General features: G+C 41.2%; 16 protein-coding genes. 11 read left to right on the plus strand and 5 right to left on the minus strand.

Going from position 1 to position 18,482, the window contains the following annotated elements; all coding sequences use genetic code 11:
- Positions 1-29: 29 nt before the first annotated feature.
- Positions 30-731: a DVUA0089 family protein gene (locus AABK37_RS34170; protein WP_432555911.1), complete on the minus strand. Its 702-nt coding sequence runs from the start codon at positions 729-731 to the stop codon at positions 30-32.
- A gap of 332 nt (positions 732-1,063) precedes the next feature.
- The gene (locus tag AABK37_RS34175; protein ID WP_432555912.1) at positions 1,064-1,231 is read right to left on the minus strand and encodes a CopG family transcriptional regulator; all 168 of its coding nucleotides are present in this window, start codon (positions 1,229-1,231) and stop codon (positions 1,064-1,066) included.
- On the opposite strand from AABK37_RS34175, the gene AABK37_RS34180 reads away from it, so the two are divergent.
- The 5 genes from AABK37_RS34180 to AABK37_RS34200 all read left to right on the plus strand — a co-directional run bounded on the left by AABK37_RS34180 (position 1,212) and on the right by AABK37_RS34200 (position 8,590).
- Positions 1,212-2,402 (plus strand): RNA-guided endonuclease InsQ/TnpB family protein, encoded by a 1,191-nt coding sequence (locus AABK37_RS34180; RefSeq protein ID WP_432555913.1) that lies wholly within the window; start codon positions 1,212-1,214, stop codon positions 2,400-2,402. The genes AABK37_RS34175 and AABK37_RS34180 overlap by 20 nt on opposite strands.
- Positions 2,403-2,451: 49 nt before the next feature.
- Positions 2,452-4,677 carry an AAA family ATPase gene (locus AABK37_RS34185; protein WP_432555914.1) on the plus strand — a complete coding sequence of 742 codons (2,226 nt, stop codon included), beginning with the start codon at positions 2,452-2,454 and terminating at the stop codon, positions 4,675-4,677.
- 275 nt (positions 4,678-4,952) lie between these two features.
- Positions 4,953-6,605: a protein kinase domain-containing protein gene (locus AABK37_RS34190; RefSeq protein ID WP_432555915.1), complete on the plus strand. Its 1,653-nt coding sequence runs from the start codon at positions 4,953-4,955 to the stop codon at positions 6,603-6,605.
- A 213-nt stretch (positions 6,606-6,818) separates the two neighbouring features.
- Complete coding sequence (locus AABK37_RS34195) at positions 6,819-7,838, plus strand: hypothetical protein (RefSeq protein ID WP_432555916.1); 1,020 nt, start codon at positions 6,819-6,821, stop codon at positions 7,836-7,838.
- A gap of 131 nt (positions 7,839-7,969) precedes the next feature.
- A complete protein-coding gene (locus AABK37_RS34200; RefSeq protein WP_432555917.1) occupies positions 7,970-8,590 on the plus strand; it encodes a hypothetical protein in 621 nt (206 codons plus the stop codon).
- Positions 8,591-8,638: 48 nt separating this feature from the next.
- Here AABK37_RS34200 and AABK37_RS34205 read toward each other — a convergent pair whose 3' ends face one another.
- On the minus strand, positions 8,639-9,157 hold the full coding sequence (locus AABK37_RS34205) for a hypothetical protein (RefSeq protein ID WP_432555918.1): 519 nt from the start codon (positions 9,155-9,157) through the stop codon (positions 8,639-8,641).
- A gap of 167 nt (positions 9,158-9,324) precedes the next feature.
- On the opposite strand from AABK37_RS34205, the gene AABK37_RS34210 reads away from it, so the two are divergent.
- The 5 genes from AABK37_RS34210 to AABK37_RS34230 all read left to right on the plus strand — a co-directional run bounded on the left by AABK37_RS34210 (position 9,325) and on the right by AABK37_RS34230 (position 14,905).
- Positions 9,325-9,450, plus strand: a complete 126-nt coding sequence (locus AABK37_RS34210) for a hypothetical protein (RefSeq protein WP_432555919.1) — start codon at positions 9,325-9,327, stop codon at positions 9,448-9,450.
- 29 nt (positions 9,451-9,479) lie between these two features.
- The gene (locus AABK37_RS34215) at positions 9,480-11,378 is read left to right on the plus strand and encodes a protein kinase domain-containing protein (RefSeq protein ID WP_432555920.1); all 1,899 of its coding nucleotides are present in this window, start codon (positions 9,480-9,482) and stop codon (positions 11,376-11,378) included.
- A 312-nt stretch (positions 11,379-11,690) separates the two neighbouring features.
- Positions 11,691-12,830 (plus strand): DUF262 domain-containing protein, encoded by a 1,140-nt coding sequence (locus AABK37_RS34220; protein ID WP_432555921.1) that lies wholly within the window; start codon positions 11,691-11,693, stop codon positions 12,828-12,830.
- Positions 12,827-13,954 carry an AAA family ATPase gene (locus tag AABK37_RS34225; protein WP_432555922.1) on the plus strand — a complete coding sequence of 376 codons (1,128 nt, stop codon included), beginning with the start codon at positions 12,827-12,829 and terminating at the stop codon, positions 13,952-13,954. The genes AABK37_RS34220 and AABK37_RS34225 overlap by 4 nt, the downstream gene beginning before the upstream one ends.
- Positions 13,955-13,957: 3 nt before the next feature.
- Positions 13,958-14,905 (plus strand): hypothetical protein, encoded by a 948-nt coding sequence (locus AABK37_RS34230; protein WP_432555923.1) that lies wholly within the window; start codon positions 13,958-13,960, stop codon positions 14,903-14,905.
- 2 nt (positions 14,906-14,907) lie between these two features.
- Here the strand turns inward: AABK37_RS34230 and AABK37_RS34235 are convergent, their stop codons facing one another.
- Entirely contained in the window at positions 14,908-15,033 is a 126-nt protein-coding gene (locus AABK37_RS34235; RefSeq protein ID WP_432555924.1) for a hypothetical protein, read from the minus strand.
- A 4-nt stretch (positions 15,034-15,037) separates the two neighbouring features.
- Positions 15,038-17,305, minus strand: a complete 2,268-nt coding sequence (locus AABK37_RS34240; protein ID WP_432555925.1) for an FUSC family protein — start codon at positions 17,303-17,305, stop codon at positions 15,038-15,040.
- A gap of 186 nt (positions 17,306-17,491) precedes the next feature.
- Here AABK37_RS34240 and AABK37_RS34245 point away from each other — a divergent pair, with 186 nt between their 5' ends.
- The gene (locus AABK37_RS34245) at positions 17,492-18,439 is read left to right on the plus strand and encodes an AAA-like domain-containing protein (protein WP_432555926.1); all 948 of its coding nucleotides are present in this window, start codon (positions 17,492-17,494) and stop codon (positions 18,437-18,439) included.
- Positions 18,440-18,482 lie beyond the last annotated feature (43 nt).

Below are 18,482 nucleotides of genomic sequence, written 5' to 3' on the forward strand. Positions count from 1 at the left end.
TGCTAATCAAAACCTCTCCCCAACTCAAGTTAGGAAATACCGTTTATAGTTCTACCCCGCTGTCTTCTACGCGAGGCAATAGCACCTGTACTCAAAACACCAAGCGCTAATAAACCTAGTCCAGATGATGCTTCCGGGATTGCTTTAGCACTTTGAACGCCGGTGAGGGTGATAGTATAACTTCCACTGTCCAATATCAAGCCATCAAACTCCTCAAGTTGAAATCCATCACCAGTACCAGATGGTTTCAAAACTGTTTGAAAAGGAACATCGGGGAAATCTGAGAAAATTTTACCTTTACTACCAACAGGATCGTAGTCAAAGCCAGAAATTCCTAAGTAATAAATACCAGGGTTATTGGGGGAAAATTCACCCTTCGGCAAAGTAGCTTGTTTTGTATTAGGACTCTCGTCATCGTTTGCGTAAACACCTTTGCCGTTTGAATCGAATAGAAACAACTGTGGATCGGCAAGACTACCTGGATTGATTTTAGTCGTAGCTGAGAATGTCTTTCCGCCAGTTAGGTAGATTTGAAATAAGTTAGCAGGATTCGTTTCCGAGATTGTCCCAGAAATAGACTCCAAAGATAGCGGTCCCGATGGAATAATTTGAGCTGTAGTCAGAGTCTCACCAGCTTCTTTAGTTTGCGTAAAACTAACAGCTTTTACCTGAGTTGGTATCAGCACAGCGATAAGTGCAAATATGACTGTTTTCCATGCAAAGTTTTTCATTAGCTAAATCCATCTTTATATCCAGGCAGCTATGTCTGGAAAAGCACTTATAACGAACACTTATAGAGTGCCACTCCTCTAGCTCACCTTCCAGTCCAAAAAGTGTTCATTTTTTGCTCATTTCTTGCTCATTTTTTTCTAATGATGAGACAAATTTTATATTCATGTTTAAAGACATTTGTCAAGATAATTATTTTATTTACTCGAATAAATTAAACACCTAACTAACCAGGTGTATGTAAAATTTATAAATTTTGTCAAAATAGATTTTATAAATCAAAAACATCCTTCATACTTTAAAACAGTAATCCTACGTAAAATTTGAGGAAGGGTTAATCAACAGTGATTAATTTCCTTAGAATTGCTAACAATTGCTCATCTTTGAGTACAAGGATTAGCATTTTTATCGCTCCGGTCTTTGTTGCTCCTGAACGCTTGCAATATTGCTCAAGAATCTCATGGTACTCATCAGGGAGTCGAATGTCTAACCGTTTACCCATAGTATTTGTACGTCGTATGCTGTACAATTTTACTATGCTACTAGGATTTAAGACAGAACTCAAAATTAACAAAGTACAACGCTTGATACTGGCAAAACACGCTGGTGTAGCGCGTCATGCTTGGAATCAAGGACTTGCCTTGTGTCAACAGGTGTTAGCACATAACCATGCCAATCCTAACGACAAGATTAAGTTTCCTTCTTCGATTGACTTACACAAGTGGTTAGTGGCTTCAATTAAGCCGGAAAACCCTTGGTATTACGAAGTTAGTAAATGTTCTCCTCAATATGCGTTACGTTATTTGAGCGATGCATTTAAATCTTTTTTTAAGAAAGTCAAGGGATTCCCAAAGTTCAAGAAGAAAGGAAGAAATGACTCCTTCACTCTTGACGGTTCAATTCATGTTGACCACAAACGCATCAAAGTTCCAGTCATCGGATGGTTAAAAACTTTTGAGAGCTTGCCACAAGGTGTAGAGCCGACGGCGGTGACAATTAGTTGCCAAGCAGATAGATGGTTTATCTCGTTTAAAGTTGATGTTTCCCCAACACAAACACCAAAAGCTTACGATATTGTCGGCGTCGATCTAGGCATCAAAGGGCTAGCAACACTATCCACAGGTGTTGTGTTCGACGGCGCTAAATCGTATCGTCAAGCAGAGCATAGGCTAAAACGACTACAACGCAATCTTAGTCGTAAGGTCAAAGGTTCTGTTAATTGGTATAAAGCAGCGTTACTGCTGAAGAAAGCATATAGACGGGTTGCCAACATTCGCAAAGATGTTCTTCATAAAGTTACCACTTATTTAAGCAAAAACCACGCAGTAATAGGGATTGAAGACTTGAACGTGTCTGGCATGATGGCTAATCGTTGCTTGGCTAAAGCGATAGGAGACATAGGATTTTACGAGTTTCGCCGTCAGTTGGAGTATAAGTGTCAGCTATACGGCGGCAGGTTAGTCGTTATTGATCGATTTGCACCCAGCAGCAAAACCTGTTCTTGCTGTGGCAACGTGAAAGATTCGCTTAGTCTAAGGGAGCGAACTTATCACTGCCATTCATGTGGTTTTGAGATTGACCGCGATTTGAACGCGGCAATAAACATATCAAAATACGCGGCAAGTTCTGTCGTGTCTGCCTGTGGACGAGGTGCTGCCGACAGTCTCGGTTGAAACAGGAAGTTTTTGTTAACAAATGTTAATAAAAAAGGAACGGATGCCAATGACATCTCTATTACAGCGACTAAGTGCAGAACGAAATCGCAGATTTGTAGGACGTGGACGGGAACTGGAGCTATTTCATCATGCGATCGCATCTCCAGAATTACCTTTTCACATTTTGCACGTCTTTGGTCCTGGCGGTGTGGGTAAGACAACCCTCATGCAGCAGTTTTTGCGGTTTTGTGAACAGTCAAAAATCTCAACTATCTACGTAGAAGCACGTAATATAGAAGCTGCGCCAGAATCTTTTGTTAGCACGTTGCGATCGTTGATGGGATTGAATGAATCAGATTCTCCTTTGCATGTGCTAGCCCAAAAACAAGAACGTAATGTAATTTTAATTGATACCTATGAAGCTATTGCCCAGCTAGATGAATGGTTGCGGGAAGGATTCTTACCCCATTTGTCTGTTGATACCTTAATTGTGATTGCTGGACGCAATCCCCCCTCATCTTCTTGGTGTAGCGATCCAGGTTGGCAAGCTTTGATGCACACCTTGTCCCTACGCAACCTTACCCCAGAAGAAAGTCAAACTTATCTTACCACACGAGATATTCCCACCACACAACACCAGGCGATTCTAGAATTTACCCACGGACATCCTCTAGCATTATCTTTGGTTGCTGAGGTGTTTGCTCAGGAAAAAGAAATCTCTTTTCAAGCAGAATCTGCTCCCAATGTTGTTAAAACACTCTTGGAAAGATTCATAAAAGAAGTACCAACGCCCGCACACCGTATGGCTTTAGAAGCTTGTGCGGTGATCCGCCTGACTACCGAAGCCGCACTAAATCAAATATTGGCTGCGCCTGAAAATACTTTGGCTGGTGAGGCTCACTCTTTAGGGGAAATACTTGATGTTCACGATTTATTTGAGTGGTTGCGCGGACTGTCGTTTATCGAATCAGGGCAATTGGGTTTATTTCCCCACGATTTAGCACGCGAAGTTTTAATTGCTGACTTGCGTTGGCGCAATTCGGAATTTTACACTGAATTACACCACCGAGCGCGTCAATACTATACTAAACGACTAGGACAAACCCAAGGGCAAGAAAAGCATCGAGTGCTACTTGATTATATTTTTTTGCATCGGGATAACTCGGCTATTCGATCCTGTTTCACCTGGGGTGAGCAAAGTAGTTTATTGACGGACTGGCTACGGGAAACTGACAAAACCGCACTGCTGGGGATGGTGGCACAATACGAAGGCGAAGAATCAGCAAAAATAGCAGCTCATTGGTTGAAGCGCCAACCGCAGAATGTAGTAGTATTTCGTGACTTGCACTCCGAACCTGCGGGATTTGCAATGATGGTGGCATTGCACACAGCAACTGTTGAAGATTTGAGTGCAGATCCGGGTGCTCTTGCATCTTGGCAATATCTCCAAACCCATGCACCATTACGCAAGAGCGAAGGCGCAACTATTTTCCGCTTCTGGATGGCGCGGGACACCTATCAAGCTGTTTCCCCCACCCAAAGTCTAATTTTCATTAATTTTGTGCAGTATTTTCAGAACACACCGGGATTAGCATACACCTTTCTACCTTGTGCCCAAGCAGATAGTTGGACAGCAATGTTAAACTACTTCGACTTAACACGACTTAGAGAAACTGATTTTATTGTTGGGGGAAGACACTATGGTGTTTATGGGCATGACTGGCGAATTGTGTCACCTGCCGTATGGAAGGAAATTTTAGCACGAAAAGAGGTTACAATTACCGGAGAATCTGTAGACAATACTCCAGTCGATGAACCTCTGTTAGTTCTTAGTCAGCCAGAATTTGTGGAGGCAGTACAGAATGCGTTACGTAACTTTAATTGTCCTGATGCATTACAGAATAATCCATTAATGCGATCGCGAAGCGTACAGGAAGTGTTCTGGCGCTTAGTGTCAGAACAAGTTGCCACCAAAGCAAGTATGAGCGAGAATCCTTTGGACACGCAACTCAGAGAAAAGCCGTCCTCTGGGCACTTAGGCAATGCCTGCTCTGGGCAAAGCCAACGCATTAACGTTTTACAAAATCTGGTAAAACAAGCAGTTGAATCCTTACAATCATCCCCGCGTGATGAAAAACTCTACCGCGCTGTTTATCGAACTTATTTAAATCCCGCCCCCACGCAAGAACAAGCAGCTGAGTTACTAGATTTGCCTTTCAGTACCTATCGCCGTCATCTGAAAGCTGGAGTGACGAGAGTTACAGATATTTTATGGCAAAGAGAAATTAGCTAAAGTGCGAAAATTACGAATGCAAAGTGCGAAATGATTTCTTAAGCTGCCCTATGCCTAAGAGGGTGGGCGGTGATTCATTTGGAGGTTAGTTGACAGATTTTAGCTTTTTTAGTTTGCGCTTTAGTATTAAGCTGCTTCCAAAAATACCAAAGATTACTGAGCTGCCGATGACAAAAGTTAGCCACAAATACACGCTTTGGCGACTGTTGACGAGTTGGTATACTTAGAAGGTAAAATACAGGACAACACGCCTTGTCCTCAAGCTGCGCTAGTTTATGCCAATGCTGTTAGACGATCGCTATCGAATTATTCAGACTTTGGGAAGCGGTGGATTTGGTGAAACTTTCTTAGCAGAAGATACCCAAATGCCATCAGGTCGTAGGTGTGTAATTAAAAAGTTAAAGCCGATTATTAATAATCCCCAAGTTTACCAACTAATACAAGAACGTTTTCAACGGGAAGCCGCAATTTTAGAAGATTTAGGCGGAAATTCTCACCAGATTCCCAGATTGTATGCATACTTCCAGTTAAATGGACAATTCTATTTAGTTCAAGAGTGGATTGAAGGTGACACGTTAACAGCAAAACTTCGCCAGTCGGGTTTATTTAGTGACAGTGTTGTGCGGGAAATATTAGTGAACTTGTTACCAGTTTTGGAGTTCGTACACTCTAAAAGAATTATTCATCGCGATATCAAACCAGATAATATCATTTTGCGTCAACGCGATCGCAAACCTGTGTTGATTGACTTTGGTGCAGTCAGAGAAGCTATGGCAACGGTGGTAAATTCTCAAGGAAATCCTACCAGTTCAATTGTAATTGGTACACCTGGATATATGCCGAGCGAGCAAGCAGCGGGTAGACCGGTTTATTCGAGTGATTTATATAGTTTAGGGCTGACAGCAATTTATTTACTGACAGGGAAACAGCCACAAGAATTAGAAACAGATTCGCGTAGCGGGGAAATTGTTTGGCGTTCTTTCGCTTTGAATGTTAGCCCGACATTAGCGGAAGTTATTGATCAAGCGATCGCTTATCATCCACGCGATCGCTTCTCCAGCGCTAAAGAAATGTTGTCAGCATTGCACTCTAATTTTGTAATTCCTTCTACCGTACATGTCACACAACCACCAACAGTAATTGCACCGTCAGCAACACCTCAAAACATGATTTCCTCTACTCCAGCAACACCTATCCATCAAGGTAGCGGACAAAGGGGAATCCTTCTTGCCAGTTTAATCGCTGGTGGTTTAATTGGTGCTTCTATTATTATTGGTCTTGCTCTTAACAAACAACCTCAACAAATAACAGAATCTAACCCACAAACTACTACACTGCCAGATTCTCCGGACGAAGCACAACCTGTAAAATCCCAACTTCCCAAAACTTCAGAACCTTCAACAAACAAAGACGAAACCGAAGAAAATGCACGACTGATAAAATCGCAAATTTCCAGAACTTCAGAACCTTTAGTCAACAACGACAAAACCCAGGAAAACGAACAACTGATAAAATCTCAACTTCCCAGACCAGTATATTCTCAGCCGATTATTACACCAACTCCAACTTCTTTTTCAACACCGACACAAATTGATAAACCATCACCAAAACAAGCTGTGGAAAATTATTTTGCAACTATTAATCAAGGTGAATATCAAACTTCTTGGAAACAACTATCTCCTAGCTATCAAAGTGATAAAGCTATTCACCCCGATGGTTATCTTTCCTACATTGATTGGTGGGATGGAAAAGTTAAAAATGTGGATATTGAACAACTTAGTTTGGTGGAAGAAACTACAAACACAGCTACAGTAAATAGTAAATTAAAATATTTCCTGAAAAGTGGTAAAGAAGTTCCTGAATCTGTGCGCTTCTCCCTGATATGGGATGCAGAAAGTAATAATTGGCTAATTTCCGGAGCAAAGTAATTTTTGCAAAATTGGCAGGTATAAAATTAGAAAATATTTATCTAACTATAAACGAATACGCTTGGTGTTAAGACAATATTGCTCGAGCGATCGCGTGCTTAGGCAGCCGCAGCAAGCGGCTTTGCTTATAGGTTATAAAATTACCTTGTATAATTACAGACACATTCGCGTTTATACTCTAAACACACGACGTGTACTTTAGCAAGGTCTTTTATGAACAGCTCGGATAAGGCAAAACGAATCGTATCTCCCTGGTGGCGCTGGCCTCTTGAAGCTTTTTTCCCAGATAAAAAATTTGATGGACAATTTCAAAATCCAGGTAGCGAAGAGGTTTTTGATTTTGACTCGGTGATGGCATCTCCTAACCCAATCGCCATGATTGCATCTGAAATCGCCTATTATCCAGAAAACGATAAGCGTGAACTTTTTGCCATATTTGTCTCTGGGCTGGGACAACGTGAGTCAGAATCTTCAAGAAGGAGCCGTAGGTATGCTACTACTCTCTTAACTGGCATCGCCAATATGAACAACTCCACTTTTCTTAAACAACGTCCAATTATCGCTTTCATTAACCGATCCCTTGACTGGATTAATGCAGCTCTTGACTATGTTGGTTTATCTGGTAGTCCAGTCATTGAAAACGCGGCAACTTTGATTACTTATGCCGTCAACAACGCGATAATTCTTAATTTATCAGGCGATAGTCTGGGAACAATTTTCTTGGCTAGAGCTCTTGAGCTTGCGAAAAGAAAGTTTATTTGTAGACACGCTAGGGTGTTTGACTTTCGAGAACGACGAATTCAAGAACAGAAGTGGAAGCAGCGCACTAGTCAACTGATCAATGTTTTCACCTTCGGCAACGGCTATCGAAAATGGGTACTAGGTCCAAATTACATTATGGTTTTCATTCAAGGCGATCCATTATCAGAGAGATATGGAATTACACCCCAAAGAGCTATTAAGCAAAAACGAGACGATATAAAATTTTTGATATTTCCGCGTTTGTTTCCTAAAGGCAGCTTTGAAGCGCATAACATGATGTTTACAATCGAACTTCTTCGCCAAACCTTTCAAAAAAATCAGATTGAAGTTGGTGATTTTGTGGGCTTATATAACAAACTTAATTCCAGCACCCTAAAAATTGCCACACCCGATGAAGTTTCATGGCCCAGCGACATGAACAAGTACGTATGGAATCAAGACAGCCTCAAGTCAATTCCATCTTTCTCGTGACACGAATTGTTGCATTTTTTACAGCGTCCGAGTCTGCTTTGACGCTGTAAAAAATTTAATAATTTGGAACTTTAAGTTTCACAACTCAGTCAAAAACAGTTGACCTGAATTGCGATTAGATGAGCCATCCTATGAAGCAACTGTTGGTTATTACTGCTTTGGTTTCACCACTTTGCTTAATTGCATCAACACAAGTGCTTGCTCAAACGCAGCCAACAGAAGAGCAAATTCAACAAGCTTGTGCCAATCGGCAGATTGACAAATTGCCCGCGCCGTTTTCTGATGTCCCAAAAGAACACTGGGCATCTGAAGCTGTGGCGAATCTATATTATTGTAAATCAGCGCGGCGAAATGCGTCTACTAGCGAATTAAAAACCGCGCCTGACAAGGTAACAATAAATGGACGTTCCTATGCAATTGATACTTATTTGTGGCGTAATTTTATGCCAAGTACCACTGCAAATAATAAGGGAATGATGGCGAGTGTCCGCTTGAAAGCGCAGGATGGAAAACCAGTAGCGTCAACATTAACTGTTGATAAATTGTGGCTGATTAAAAGCAATGGCGAAACGATTTGGGAAACTACCTTTTCTGAACAACCGAGAATTTCTAACTCCGGAGTGGAGATGGTAGCTAGGGGTGGACCAAATTTAGAACCTGGTAGCGTGGTTGATGTAGTGGTTCGCTTGCAAAATGGAAATAAGACTTATTTAGTGCGATCGCCTTCTCAAACAATTCAACGCACATATTAAAAGTAGTGAGGGCTAAAGCCCTCATATTTAAGCACACACGAGTGCTTACTACTGCTTAACTCGAACCACTTCAAACTCGAAAGCTGCAATACGTCGATTATCAATGTAAACTTCTATCTTATGCTTACCACTCGGATCGCCAGGAGCAATAGTCCAGAAGTTTTCAATCATACCATTTTGAGCTACCTGAGTACGAGTAGTTACACCTTCAGTACCATTTGCTGATAGTGAGAAGTTTTCACCATTATCTGTACCCCAGTTTTCTGGTTGTTTTGGCAATCGCAGAACTTCTCGCCATGTTACTTCACCCTTGTAATCTTTAAGTTGAATTCGCCATCCGTAACGCCTTTTCTCTTGAAGTGGTACTCTCGTTGTCGGAATGAAGGTAACATTACCTCTGGCGCCAACTCTCTCAACTCCGAATTCAGCTTTCGTGACAGAAATCAGTTTAGAATTTCTTGAATCAGAAGCAGCGAATGCATTTTCCGCCAAAACCGAAGTTATCAAGGGAGATGTCAACCAAAAAGAAGCTAGCACAAGGGTAGTCGCCCAAACTCTCAAAAACATACTTTTTCTATGAGATGTTGCTAGTTATTAATAGAGGAATATCAACTCTCATTCCGGACAGACTCTGTGAAAATTGGGAATGGGGAATTGGGAATGGGTAATTGGGCATTGGGCATCGGGCATCGGGCATCGGGCATGGAAAAAATCTCCCATTAAACAATTGCCCATTGCCTATTAAACAATTGCCCATTGCCCTATGCCCATTGCCCTATGCCCATTGCCCATTAAACAATTGCCCATTGCCGGGATATATTCTTTCTCAACAGTCGTCTCGGCATTTGATATACATTTGAAAGGGTGATGTCTTCTGACGCAACGAAGCATGACAACAACGCTGCTGAACAATCGCTATCAAGTAATCGAGGTACTCGGCGCTGGTGGGTTTGGTGAAACCTTTCTGGCAGAAGATACCTATATGCCTTCTCGCCGTCGCTGTGCGATTAAGCAACTCAAACCGATCGCCGCCAATGACCCGCAAACCTACAAACTGGTTCGACAGCGGTTTGAACGAGAAGCGGCGACTTTAGAAAATCTTGGCAAAAGTAGTGACCAAATTCCCGAACTCTACGCCTACTTTCCTGAGAATGGGCAGTTTTACCTGGTTCAAGAATGGATTCACGGTCAAACCCTAACACAGATTGTCGCCGCGAAAGGATTACTCAACGAAACTACTGTCAGAGAAATTCTTTTGCGTCTGCTGTCAGTTTTGAATTATGTCCATAGCAGAGGGATTATCCACAGGGATATCAAGCCGGATAATATTATTTTGCGCTCTAGCGATGGCAAGCCGATTTTAATTGATTTTGGTGCAGTCAAAGAAACGATCTGTTCGGTTGTCGGTACGGCTGGATATCCTACTCAATCGCTTGTGATGGGTACACCTGGATATATGCCGAGTGAGCAAGCTGTGGGACGCCCAGTTTATGCTACTGATATATATAGCTTAGGCTTAACGGCGATTTATTTACTGACTGGCAAACACCCGCAAGAACTAGAAACCAACCAGCAAACCGGGGAAATACTTTGGCAACAATATGCCCCGAATCTATCTCCAGGTTTGGCAAACATACTAAATCAGGCGATTAAGCCGCACGCAGGCGATCGCTATTCGACTGCTAGCAAAATGCTACATGCTTTACAGTCTGTTAGTTCTATTCCTCCAAAATCTCCCCTACAATCAGCGCCAACAGCTGCCACAATCGCTTTAAATCCTGTAGCTGCCCAAAAGCAAACTCCGCCACCTCCTACGCAAATCAGGCATAACCGAAACTGGCGAAAGCCTGCTTGGATTGTCGGTGGTTTGGTTGCGGGTAGCTTAACTGGTGCAGTTGCGATCGCTAATCTTACTCGTCAACCCCAACCAGAAGCTTCAATTGCGACATCGCCCGAATCGGAAACTACCCAAAAAGCGATCGCCAACATACCAACTCCTACCCCAGAATCTCCAGTTTCCACCGACGAACCCGCTGATACGCCGATTGCTTCTCAACCTGACCCAGCACCAATTATACCTACCTCACGGCGGCAGCAACCAACTTTTCCTGCACCTGTTGCCCCCCGAATTGCAGCCACTACGCAACCCGAAACCGAGCAACCACGTACTTCATTAGAAAAAAAACCAGCAGATATACTTGTACCGATAGTACCTGATGAAACCCCAGCAGCATCAGTAACTCAGCCAGAAACAGAAAATCAACCGCCTCAAATTCCCAACCCTGATGTAAGTCCACCACCGAAGAAAATCAAAAAACCTCCCAAGGAAGCGATCGCTACTACAAGCATACAAAGCGTCCCCGCATTTCCTACAGGTACGGCAAGAAGCAGCGTAGAAGCCGCTTTGGGTAAACCAGCCAGGGATTTAAGAGGTGCTTGGAGTAATACCCGTGCTGTCACTTACACCTTAGTACCAAATCAAATTGACCTTGGTTACTTATTTGACCGCAATTCCGGAGAACTGCGCCAAACTGAAGCCGCTTTTGCCCAATCTGTAGACCCCCAGGTAATGCAAACAACCTTAGAGGGAATGTTAGGTGGGCAAGCAACTGAAGAAATCAAGCAAGGACTGCAACAAATCCAACAACGTCAAAAAGATAATGTCAGCTTTACCCAAGGCGGATTAAAAGGCCAGATTGTGCGTCAGGAGTGTGATTTAATTTACATCAGCATTTGGGATGCCAACTTACATGACTTTGTGAGTGTGTCTCAAAACAGAAAGTGTTAAATCGGCATTGCACAAAGAAAGTAACATTAATAAAAATATCGCATTTGGATATGGCTGGAGTGGTGTCAGTTAAAGAATTGGTAACTGTTTAGACAAATCTGAGTATTTTTGACTAAAGCAGCTGCTTTAAACCAGCTGCTTTTCTGTTTAGTGGTGTGGGAAAGGCGATTAATTTATGTTAATTACAACTGCCAACGATGGAAGATAGTACTATCAAGGTCAGTCATCGAAATATAAAATAATTGTATTGAAATAGTATAAAGCATAATACTAAAATGTAAGTGAAAGATATAAAAAAAAGGAGTACATACCGTGACAGCATTTAACGACCAATATACAGAATTTTTAGAGGAGGAAATATTAGATGAAGATGAAAATAATCAAGAGGAAGAAAAAGTAAGTTTCCAATACGACCCTGAAAAAATTAACATCGATACAAGGGAGCCAACTATTGAGCAATTGCTTAGAAGAATTGATGAAAAAGCACTTAACTTAGCACCTGATTTTCAACGACAAGCACACATATGGACTCCAGAAGCAAAAAGTAAATTGATTGAATCAATTATCATTAGAATTCCATTACCTGCTTTTTATATTGATGGAACGAATGAAGATGAATGGGTAGTTGTAGATGGATTACAAAGGTTGTCTGCCCTGAATCAATTTGTGGTTGATAAAAGTGAGAAGAGACTTAAATTAGTTGGATTAGAATACTTGAAAGAGTTAAGTAATAAAACATATGATGAATTAGAACGAAGATATCAGCGTCGTATTTTAGAAACTCAAGTGACAGTATATTTAATTGAAAAAGGTACACCTTTGGAAGTTAAGTATAATATCTTCAAACGTATTAACACAGGAGGTGTACCTCTTTCTAATCAAGAACTTCGACATGCTTTAAATCCTGGTGAAGCTATAAAAATTTTAGCTAAATTAGCTTCTTTTTACGAATTCAAACGTGTTGTTAATCTCAGTGATTCCAAGAAAAAGAGAATGGATGATAGAGAATTTGTACTAGGATTTCTCGCTTTTTATCTAATTTATTATAAAGAATATAAAGATGAAACTAGAGATTCTTTCTTCAGTAAAGCTTTGTCGAAAACGAATAGTCTTTCTACAGTTCAAATAAAACAAATAGAAGAAGCCTTCAAAAAAGCGATGATTGCGGCGTATGAGATTTTTGGTAATAATGCCTTTCGTAAAATTTCCCATAAAAATAAAAGAAAGTTTCCAATTAATAAATCCTTGTTTGAAGTTTGGTCGGTAAATTTGGCAAAAATGGATACTAAAGATATTCAAATATTAAAAGACAGAAAGCAAAAGTTAATAAATACGTTTGTTAAATATGTAGATAACGATGTAGATTTTCTAATATCAATATCTCAAGCAGCAAATAAAATAGAACATAGATTTGAAACAGTCGAGAAAATTATCCAAGAAGTATTATCATGATTAATTCTCTGAAGTTGATAAATTACAAAGCTTTTGAAAATCAGTTAGTCGAATTTAAGCCACTAACTTTACTTTCGGGTTTAAATAGTACCGGAAAATCTTCTGTACTCCAATCCTTACTTTTGCTACGTCAATCTTATCAACAAGAATTATTGCCAAATGTCGGTTTAGCATTGAACGGTGAATTAGTGCGTATTGGTAATGCTCAAGATGCATTTTGTGAAAGAGCAAAACAGGATTATCTTAGTTTTGAGATTATTTGGAAAGATGAAAAAAAAGGGATTTGGCGTTTTAGCTATGACCAAATTAAGACAGATGCAGATGTTTTAAATACTTTAGATACGCAATCCTTATCAGTTGATCCTGGTGTCTACAAATTAAGTCTTTTTAATAAGAGATTTCACTACTTACAGGCAGAACGTCTCGGTCCACGAACATCTTATGATATGTCAGATTATCAAGTGCGACGACTAGGACAGGTAGGCACTAAAGGAGAATACACAGCACATTTTTTAGCGATTAATCAAGATAAAGATGTTCTTCAAAGTAAACTAAGACATCCGATGGCAAAATCTAACGCTCTTAGCAGCCAGGTTGAAGGATGGATGAGAGAAGTTAGTCCTGGTACAAGGATTAAAATCAACTCAAATTCAGATATAGGTTTGATGAGTTTGCAATATTTATATGGGGATAGTAACCCCTATCGTACTACTAATGTCGGATTTGGAATTAGCTATACATTACCGATTATTGTGGCAGTATTAGCGTCTTCTCCAGGTACACTAATTATAATTGAAAATCCAGAGGCACATCTACATCCTAAAGGGCAAGTCAAGATGGGTGAGTTATTATCGCTTGCAGCTAGTTGTGGTATTCAAGTTGTAATTGAAACTCACAGCGACCATGTTTTAAATGGTATTCGTCTTGCAGTTCATAGTGGAAAAATTAAGCCAGATGATGTTCAGTTACATTATTTTCAGCGTCAAGAAAAACAAGGGCAACCTATTACAGAAGTAGTATCACCGCATATTGATAGAAACGGCAGAATTGACAAATGGCCCGATGGGTTCTTCGATGAATGGGAAAAAAGTTTAGATGTTTTACTTGAGCCTGCGGGGGAGTAAAAGGTGGATTTTGACTTAATATTAAATGAACTGTCTCTGCGGAATCCTGCTTCAAATGAGCAAATAGTACAGCAAAGAATGTCTGAGCTAATTAAGATGATAAAAGCAGTTAAAGCTCAGGGAGTGAAGGTAAGTCTTCGCACTAAAGAAAATTTCTATACAATAATACTTGCACCTAACTATCCTCTGGGTCGCTGGTTTAATGATGCAGATCAAGTTGAGCGAGTTTTTATCAAGACTCTTGCAACTAAAGCTCCTTTTTCAACCGATATTGCAAATTCGGAGATTCAAGACCTTGAAAATAATGCTGGATTGTCTGAATTCTATCATCAGGGAGAACTAGCGATTGGACTCGGTGTTGCCCATATGCTTAACACAATCGCAGTCAGCTTGCTTTCAGAAGAATGCTGGGATTGTAGCCGCATAGAAATAGAAGCCAGACAACTTGATGAAGATGAGCAAGTAATCCATGAAATAGTAGAGATTATCCATGCTAGTCGTAGCAACCATGTACATGAACACGCTGATTGGATAGAAAAACGCATCCGTATTCAAGTGAGTGATGGATTTGATCTCTGGAATAGGAGAAACGAGTTATTTCCCAGTTTGGAATTTTGTGAAGATGTTGGCAAGCAGATCCAAAGTCTTTACCCAGGAAACCCAATGCTACGACAGGTTGTAAAACGGTTGTTTGAGCTTGAGAAATACTGCCAGATTTGGACAAATGGAGCTTTTAATTCAGACAATATTCCTAGCAAGGCTACTCCGGAAAGTGAATCAAGGCTCAGGCAGTTTAAACAAGAACTAACCTTTAAGTGTCCTGATGGTGAGAAACGTATTTTTAGTTGGCATTTGCGGATGACTGGTGCAGGAGCTTGGCGGCTTCATTTCTGTGAAGAATTAGGACCAGGTAAAATCATCATTGGGTACATTGGCTCTAAAATCCGATGATTTCAGTACTTGATTATAACCCAGTGCGATCGCTTTTCATTACCGTCTCCAATTTCACATAAGAAAGTTTTGGCAATTTGAGCAAGCGATCGCTTTTCAGCCAAATAGGTGATTTCGTAGCCGGACACAATATTATCCCCATAGGTCGGCTTGGAAACGAGCGATCGCTTTGTGCATAATACAGACTTCACGAGCAATTCGAGCTACTTCTGTAGAGATAACAGTTTTGTCTCGCACTGCTTGCAATGTAGGAGTTATATCATAGGGACGTGTTGTCAGTTCTGCCATCCGATTTGTGTGTAGCTGCTGGATGTGGTCATGAATTTCTTCTACTTGTGTATCGAGATTTGGCAATGGCTGGAGTGGCAGTTTGTGTTGCAGGACATCTACCAAGTTCTCTAAAACCCGAATTATTGCGGTTTCAAATAGCTGTAAACCTGGCAACGGGTACTGTCCGCTAAATTCTCGCAAATGTTCTGTTAAGGTTGTGACTGAGTTATAAAAGCTGCGCGTGTAGGCAAGCAAAGTCATTACGGGTTCCACTTCTCCCTGTAGATGACGAGGTTCACTCAGCAACCTTTGTGCAGCTGCTGTAGCGTTGGCGTTTTCTAAAGCTGCTCGATGCCGTACTGGTGGAATAGAGTCAATATTTTCGGTGGAATCGATATAGTTAGCGATAACTTGTTGAAAGTAGGTGAGATCCGCTTTGAGCGTTTTCGCTAGTTGGGCGGGTAATTGCTGACGTTCCCAACTAGGAAATAGTAAATAGCCGCCAATTAAAGCCAATCCACCACCAATTAATGTATCTAAGATACGAACCAAGCTAATTTCCCAGTTACCTGTATTAGTAATGTTGATTAGCAAGATAATCAAGGGAGTGAGTAATAATACATACAAACCATAGTTTAACGGTTTTAGAGCAAAGGCGATGAATGTCAACACAAACATACTTGCTAATAGCAGCAGGTGATTGTGTATTAAAGATGCCAAGAGAATCGCCAGAATTCCCCCGAGGATTGTACCGCCTATGCGTTGTACTGCCGTTTTCCACGTTCCGCCAAAGTTGGGCTTTAAGATGACAAGTACCGTCAGCGCTACCCAGTTTCCTCTGGGAATTTGCAGGCAATCTGCTAGCCCTATGGCGAGTGCTGCGGTCAATCCTAAGCGTAGAGCATGACGCAAGCTTGTTGAGCGCAATGTCAGATTATCGCGTAAAGTATTGAAAATTGAAGTTCGATCCCATACCGTCAATTTATTAATATTAGGTTGTGTGACGCTGATTTTTTGATCGTTTTGTAGTTTTGCAGCAATATCTACATCTGTATGTAGCTGTTCTGTAAGGGCTTGCATACTACTAACTATCTTGCGGATATTTATTAACCCGTAATAGTCATGGGTATGTTGATAATGTTGAATTTGCAGATTTTGCCGCTTGCTTTCTAAAGTCGCGATCGCCCGATCGAGTTCTGTTAGTAGTAGTGTCGTCCTTCCACCAGATGCGATCGCCCTTGCCAATATACGCATGGCGCTGACGAGTTGCTGCATAACTTGCTGAATTTCCACTTCTAACACAGCTAATCGTGGATGTTCCGCCACAACCTCCAGCGTCTCTGTCAACGCTACCACCACAGTCATTAATTGACCTGCATCTTCAAGTAAAACTAGTAGTTGAATGCCCCGACAACTCGCTCCTTGGCGCGAGTAGCGGACTGCCGACCAAACTTTGCGGGCTGTTTCTATATCCCGTGTCAGCGCATCCTGTAAAAGTACCATCTCGCGTAAGCGCTGTTGCGGCGAAATCGCACCTTGGTTGAACTGACTGGCTTGCTCTATCAAAGCAGCTAAGTTGAGATAGCATTTAGCAACAGCTTTGAGGACAGGTTTATAGGGGTGTACCAGCCACAGCCCCAAAGACAATATCATTGCCCAACTGCCACCTGCTAGACACAGCGCTAATCGTTGCAGTAGTGTCGGTGGAATAGGTGCGGCAATCGATACTACAAACATCATCGAGGTGATAAAACCAACAGTATTGGCTGAGTTGCCATACAATCCCATCAACCCCGCCGCAAACACCCAGAGAAACGTGACTATTACTGCCAACCACCAGCTAGAACCGACAACAGTAGCTAAAGGCATAGCCACAGCCACACCAATCATTGCTGCCAACAAGACAACCGCTCGGTGACTATAAGCACCACCCACATCAGCAATACTAACGTAGAGGGCTGCTAAAGCTGCCGTTGTTCCCCAACTGATGCGATCGGCAACAACTCCCAATATAATTGGTACACACAATGCCAAGGCAGTTCGCAATCCTAAAGCGATCGCAGGTTTACCCGGTTGCAATTGAAACGGTTTCCACAGCCATTTGATTCGTCTCTGTAGTGCGGATAGCATGAGCAATTTTCAAAACGTGTATGATTCACGAGATGCTCTCATATTTTATAGCCCAGTTGCGTAAGTCCTGACCTGAAAAGTATTTCAGGAATATTACCCAAAAAGTGTGAGATATATAATTAAGGCGATACTCCACAGGAGTCGCTTGGTAATAGCGCTGTTGCTCTTTAAAAATTTAGCTTTATAATGAGCATTTATACTCGGAATATCTTACTTTTATCAGCAAATCCTAAAAAAACCAGCCAACTGCGTCTAGCTGAGGAAATGCGCGATATTAAGGAAGGATTGAGACTATCAGAGAATCGTGACCTATTTTCAATTAGTGCAGCATCAGCTATACGTCCCAGAGATATACGTAGAGCTATTTTGACATATCAACCACATATTATTCACTTTTCTGGGCATGGTTCTCAAGAAGAAGGTTTAGTATTTGAAGATGAAACGGGTGCAGTCAAATTTGTTGATGGGTCAGCTTTAGCTGGTTTATTTGAATTATTTGCAAATCAAATCGAGTGTGTTGTCCTCAATGCTTGCCATTCCAAATATCAAGCTGCGGAAATTGCCCGACATATTAATTATGTAGTGGGGATGAGTCAGGAAATTCAAGATAAAGCTGCAATTGAATTTGCTGTTGGTTTTTATGATGGACTGGGAGCGGGTAAAGGTTATGATTTTGCTTATAAATTAGGTTGTAATGCTATCTTGACAGCGGGAATCAAACAACATTTAATCCCAGAGTTAATTGAATCTCAGAATTTCAAATCGCCATTATCATCAACAGTATCCCCAAATATATATATTGAAAGACCTCCTAGTGAGGTAAAATGCTATCAAGAGATTTTACAACCAGGAGCGCTGATTCGCATCAAAGCTCCGCAGAAAATGGGTAAAACTTGGCTTTTGGAGAATTTGCTGTCATACGCGAGAGAGCAGGGTTATCAGACAGCAAAATTAGATTTACAGCAAGCCGAAAATTCCATTTTGGATAACTTGAAAAGCTTCTTGCAGTGGGTATGCGTTGATGTTTCTGATAGCTTAGACATTCAACCTCAAGTTAATGAAACTTGGCAAGACATACAGCGGATTGCAGGTAGGTGTAGTACAATAAAACCAGTGGTTCAATGTTTAAGATGAAACCTTACTCCGTCGATTTTCGGCAAAAAATAATCAAAGCTTA

Origin of the sequence: Tolypothrix sp. VBCCA 56010 (assembly GCF_050875635.1) — a bacterium.
In the GTDB taxonomy this organism is placed as follows: Bacteria; Cyanobacteriota; Cyanobacteriia; order Cyanobacteriales; family Nostocaceae; genus Hassallia.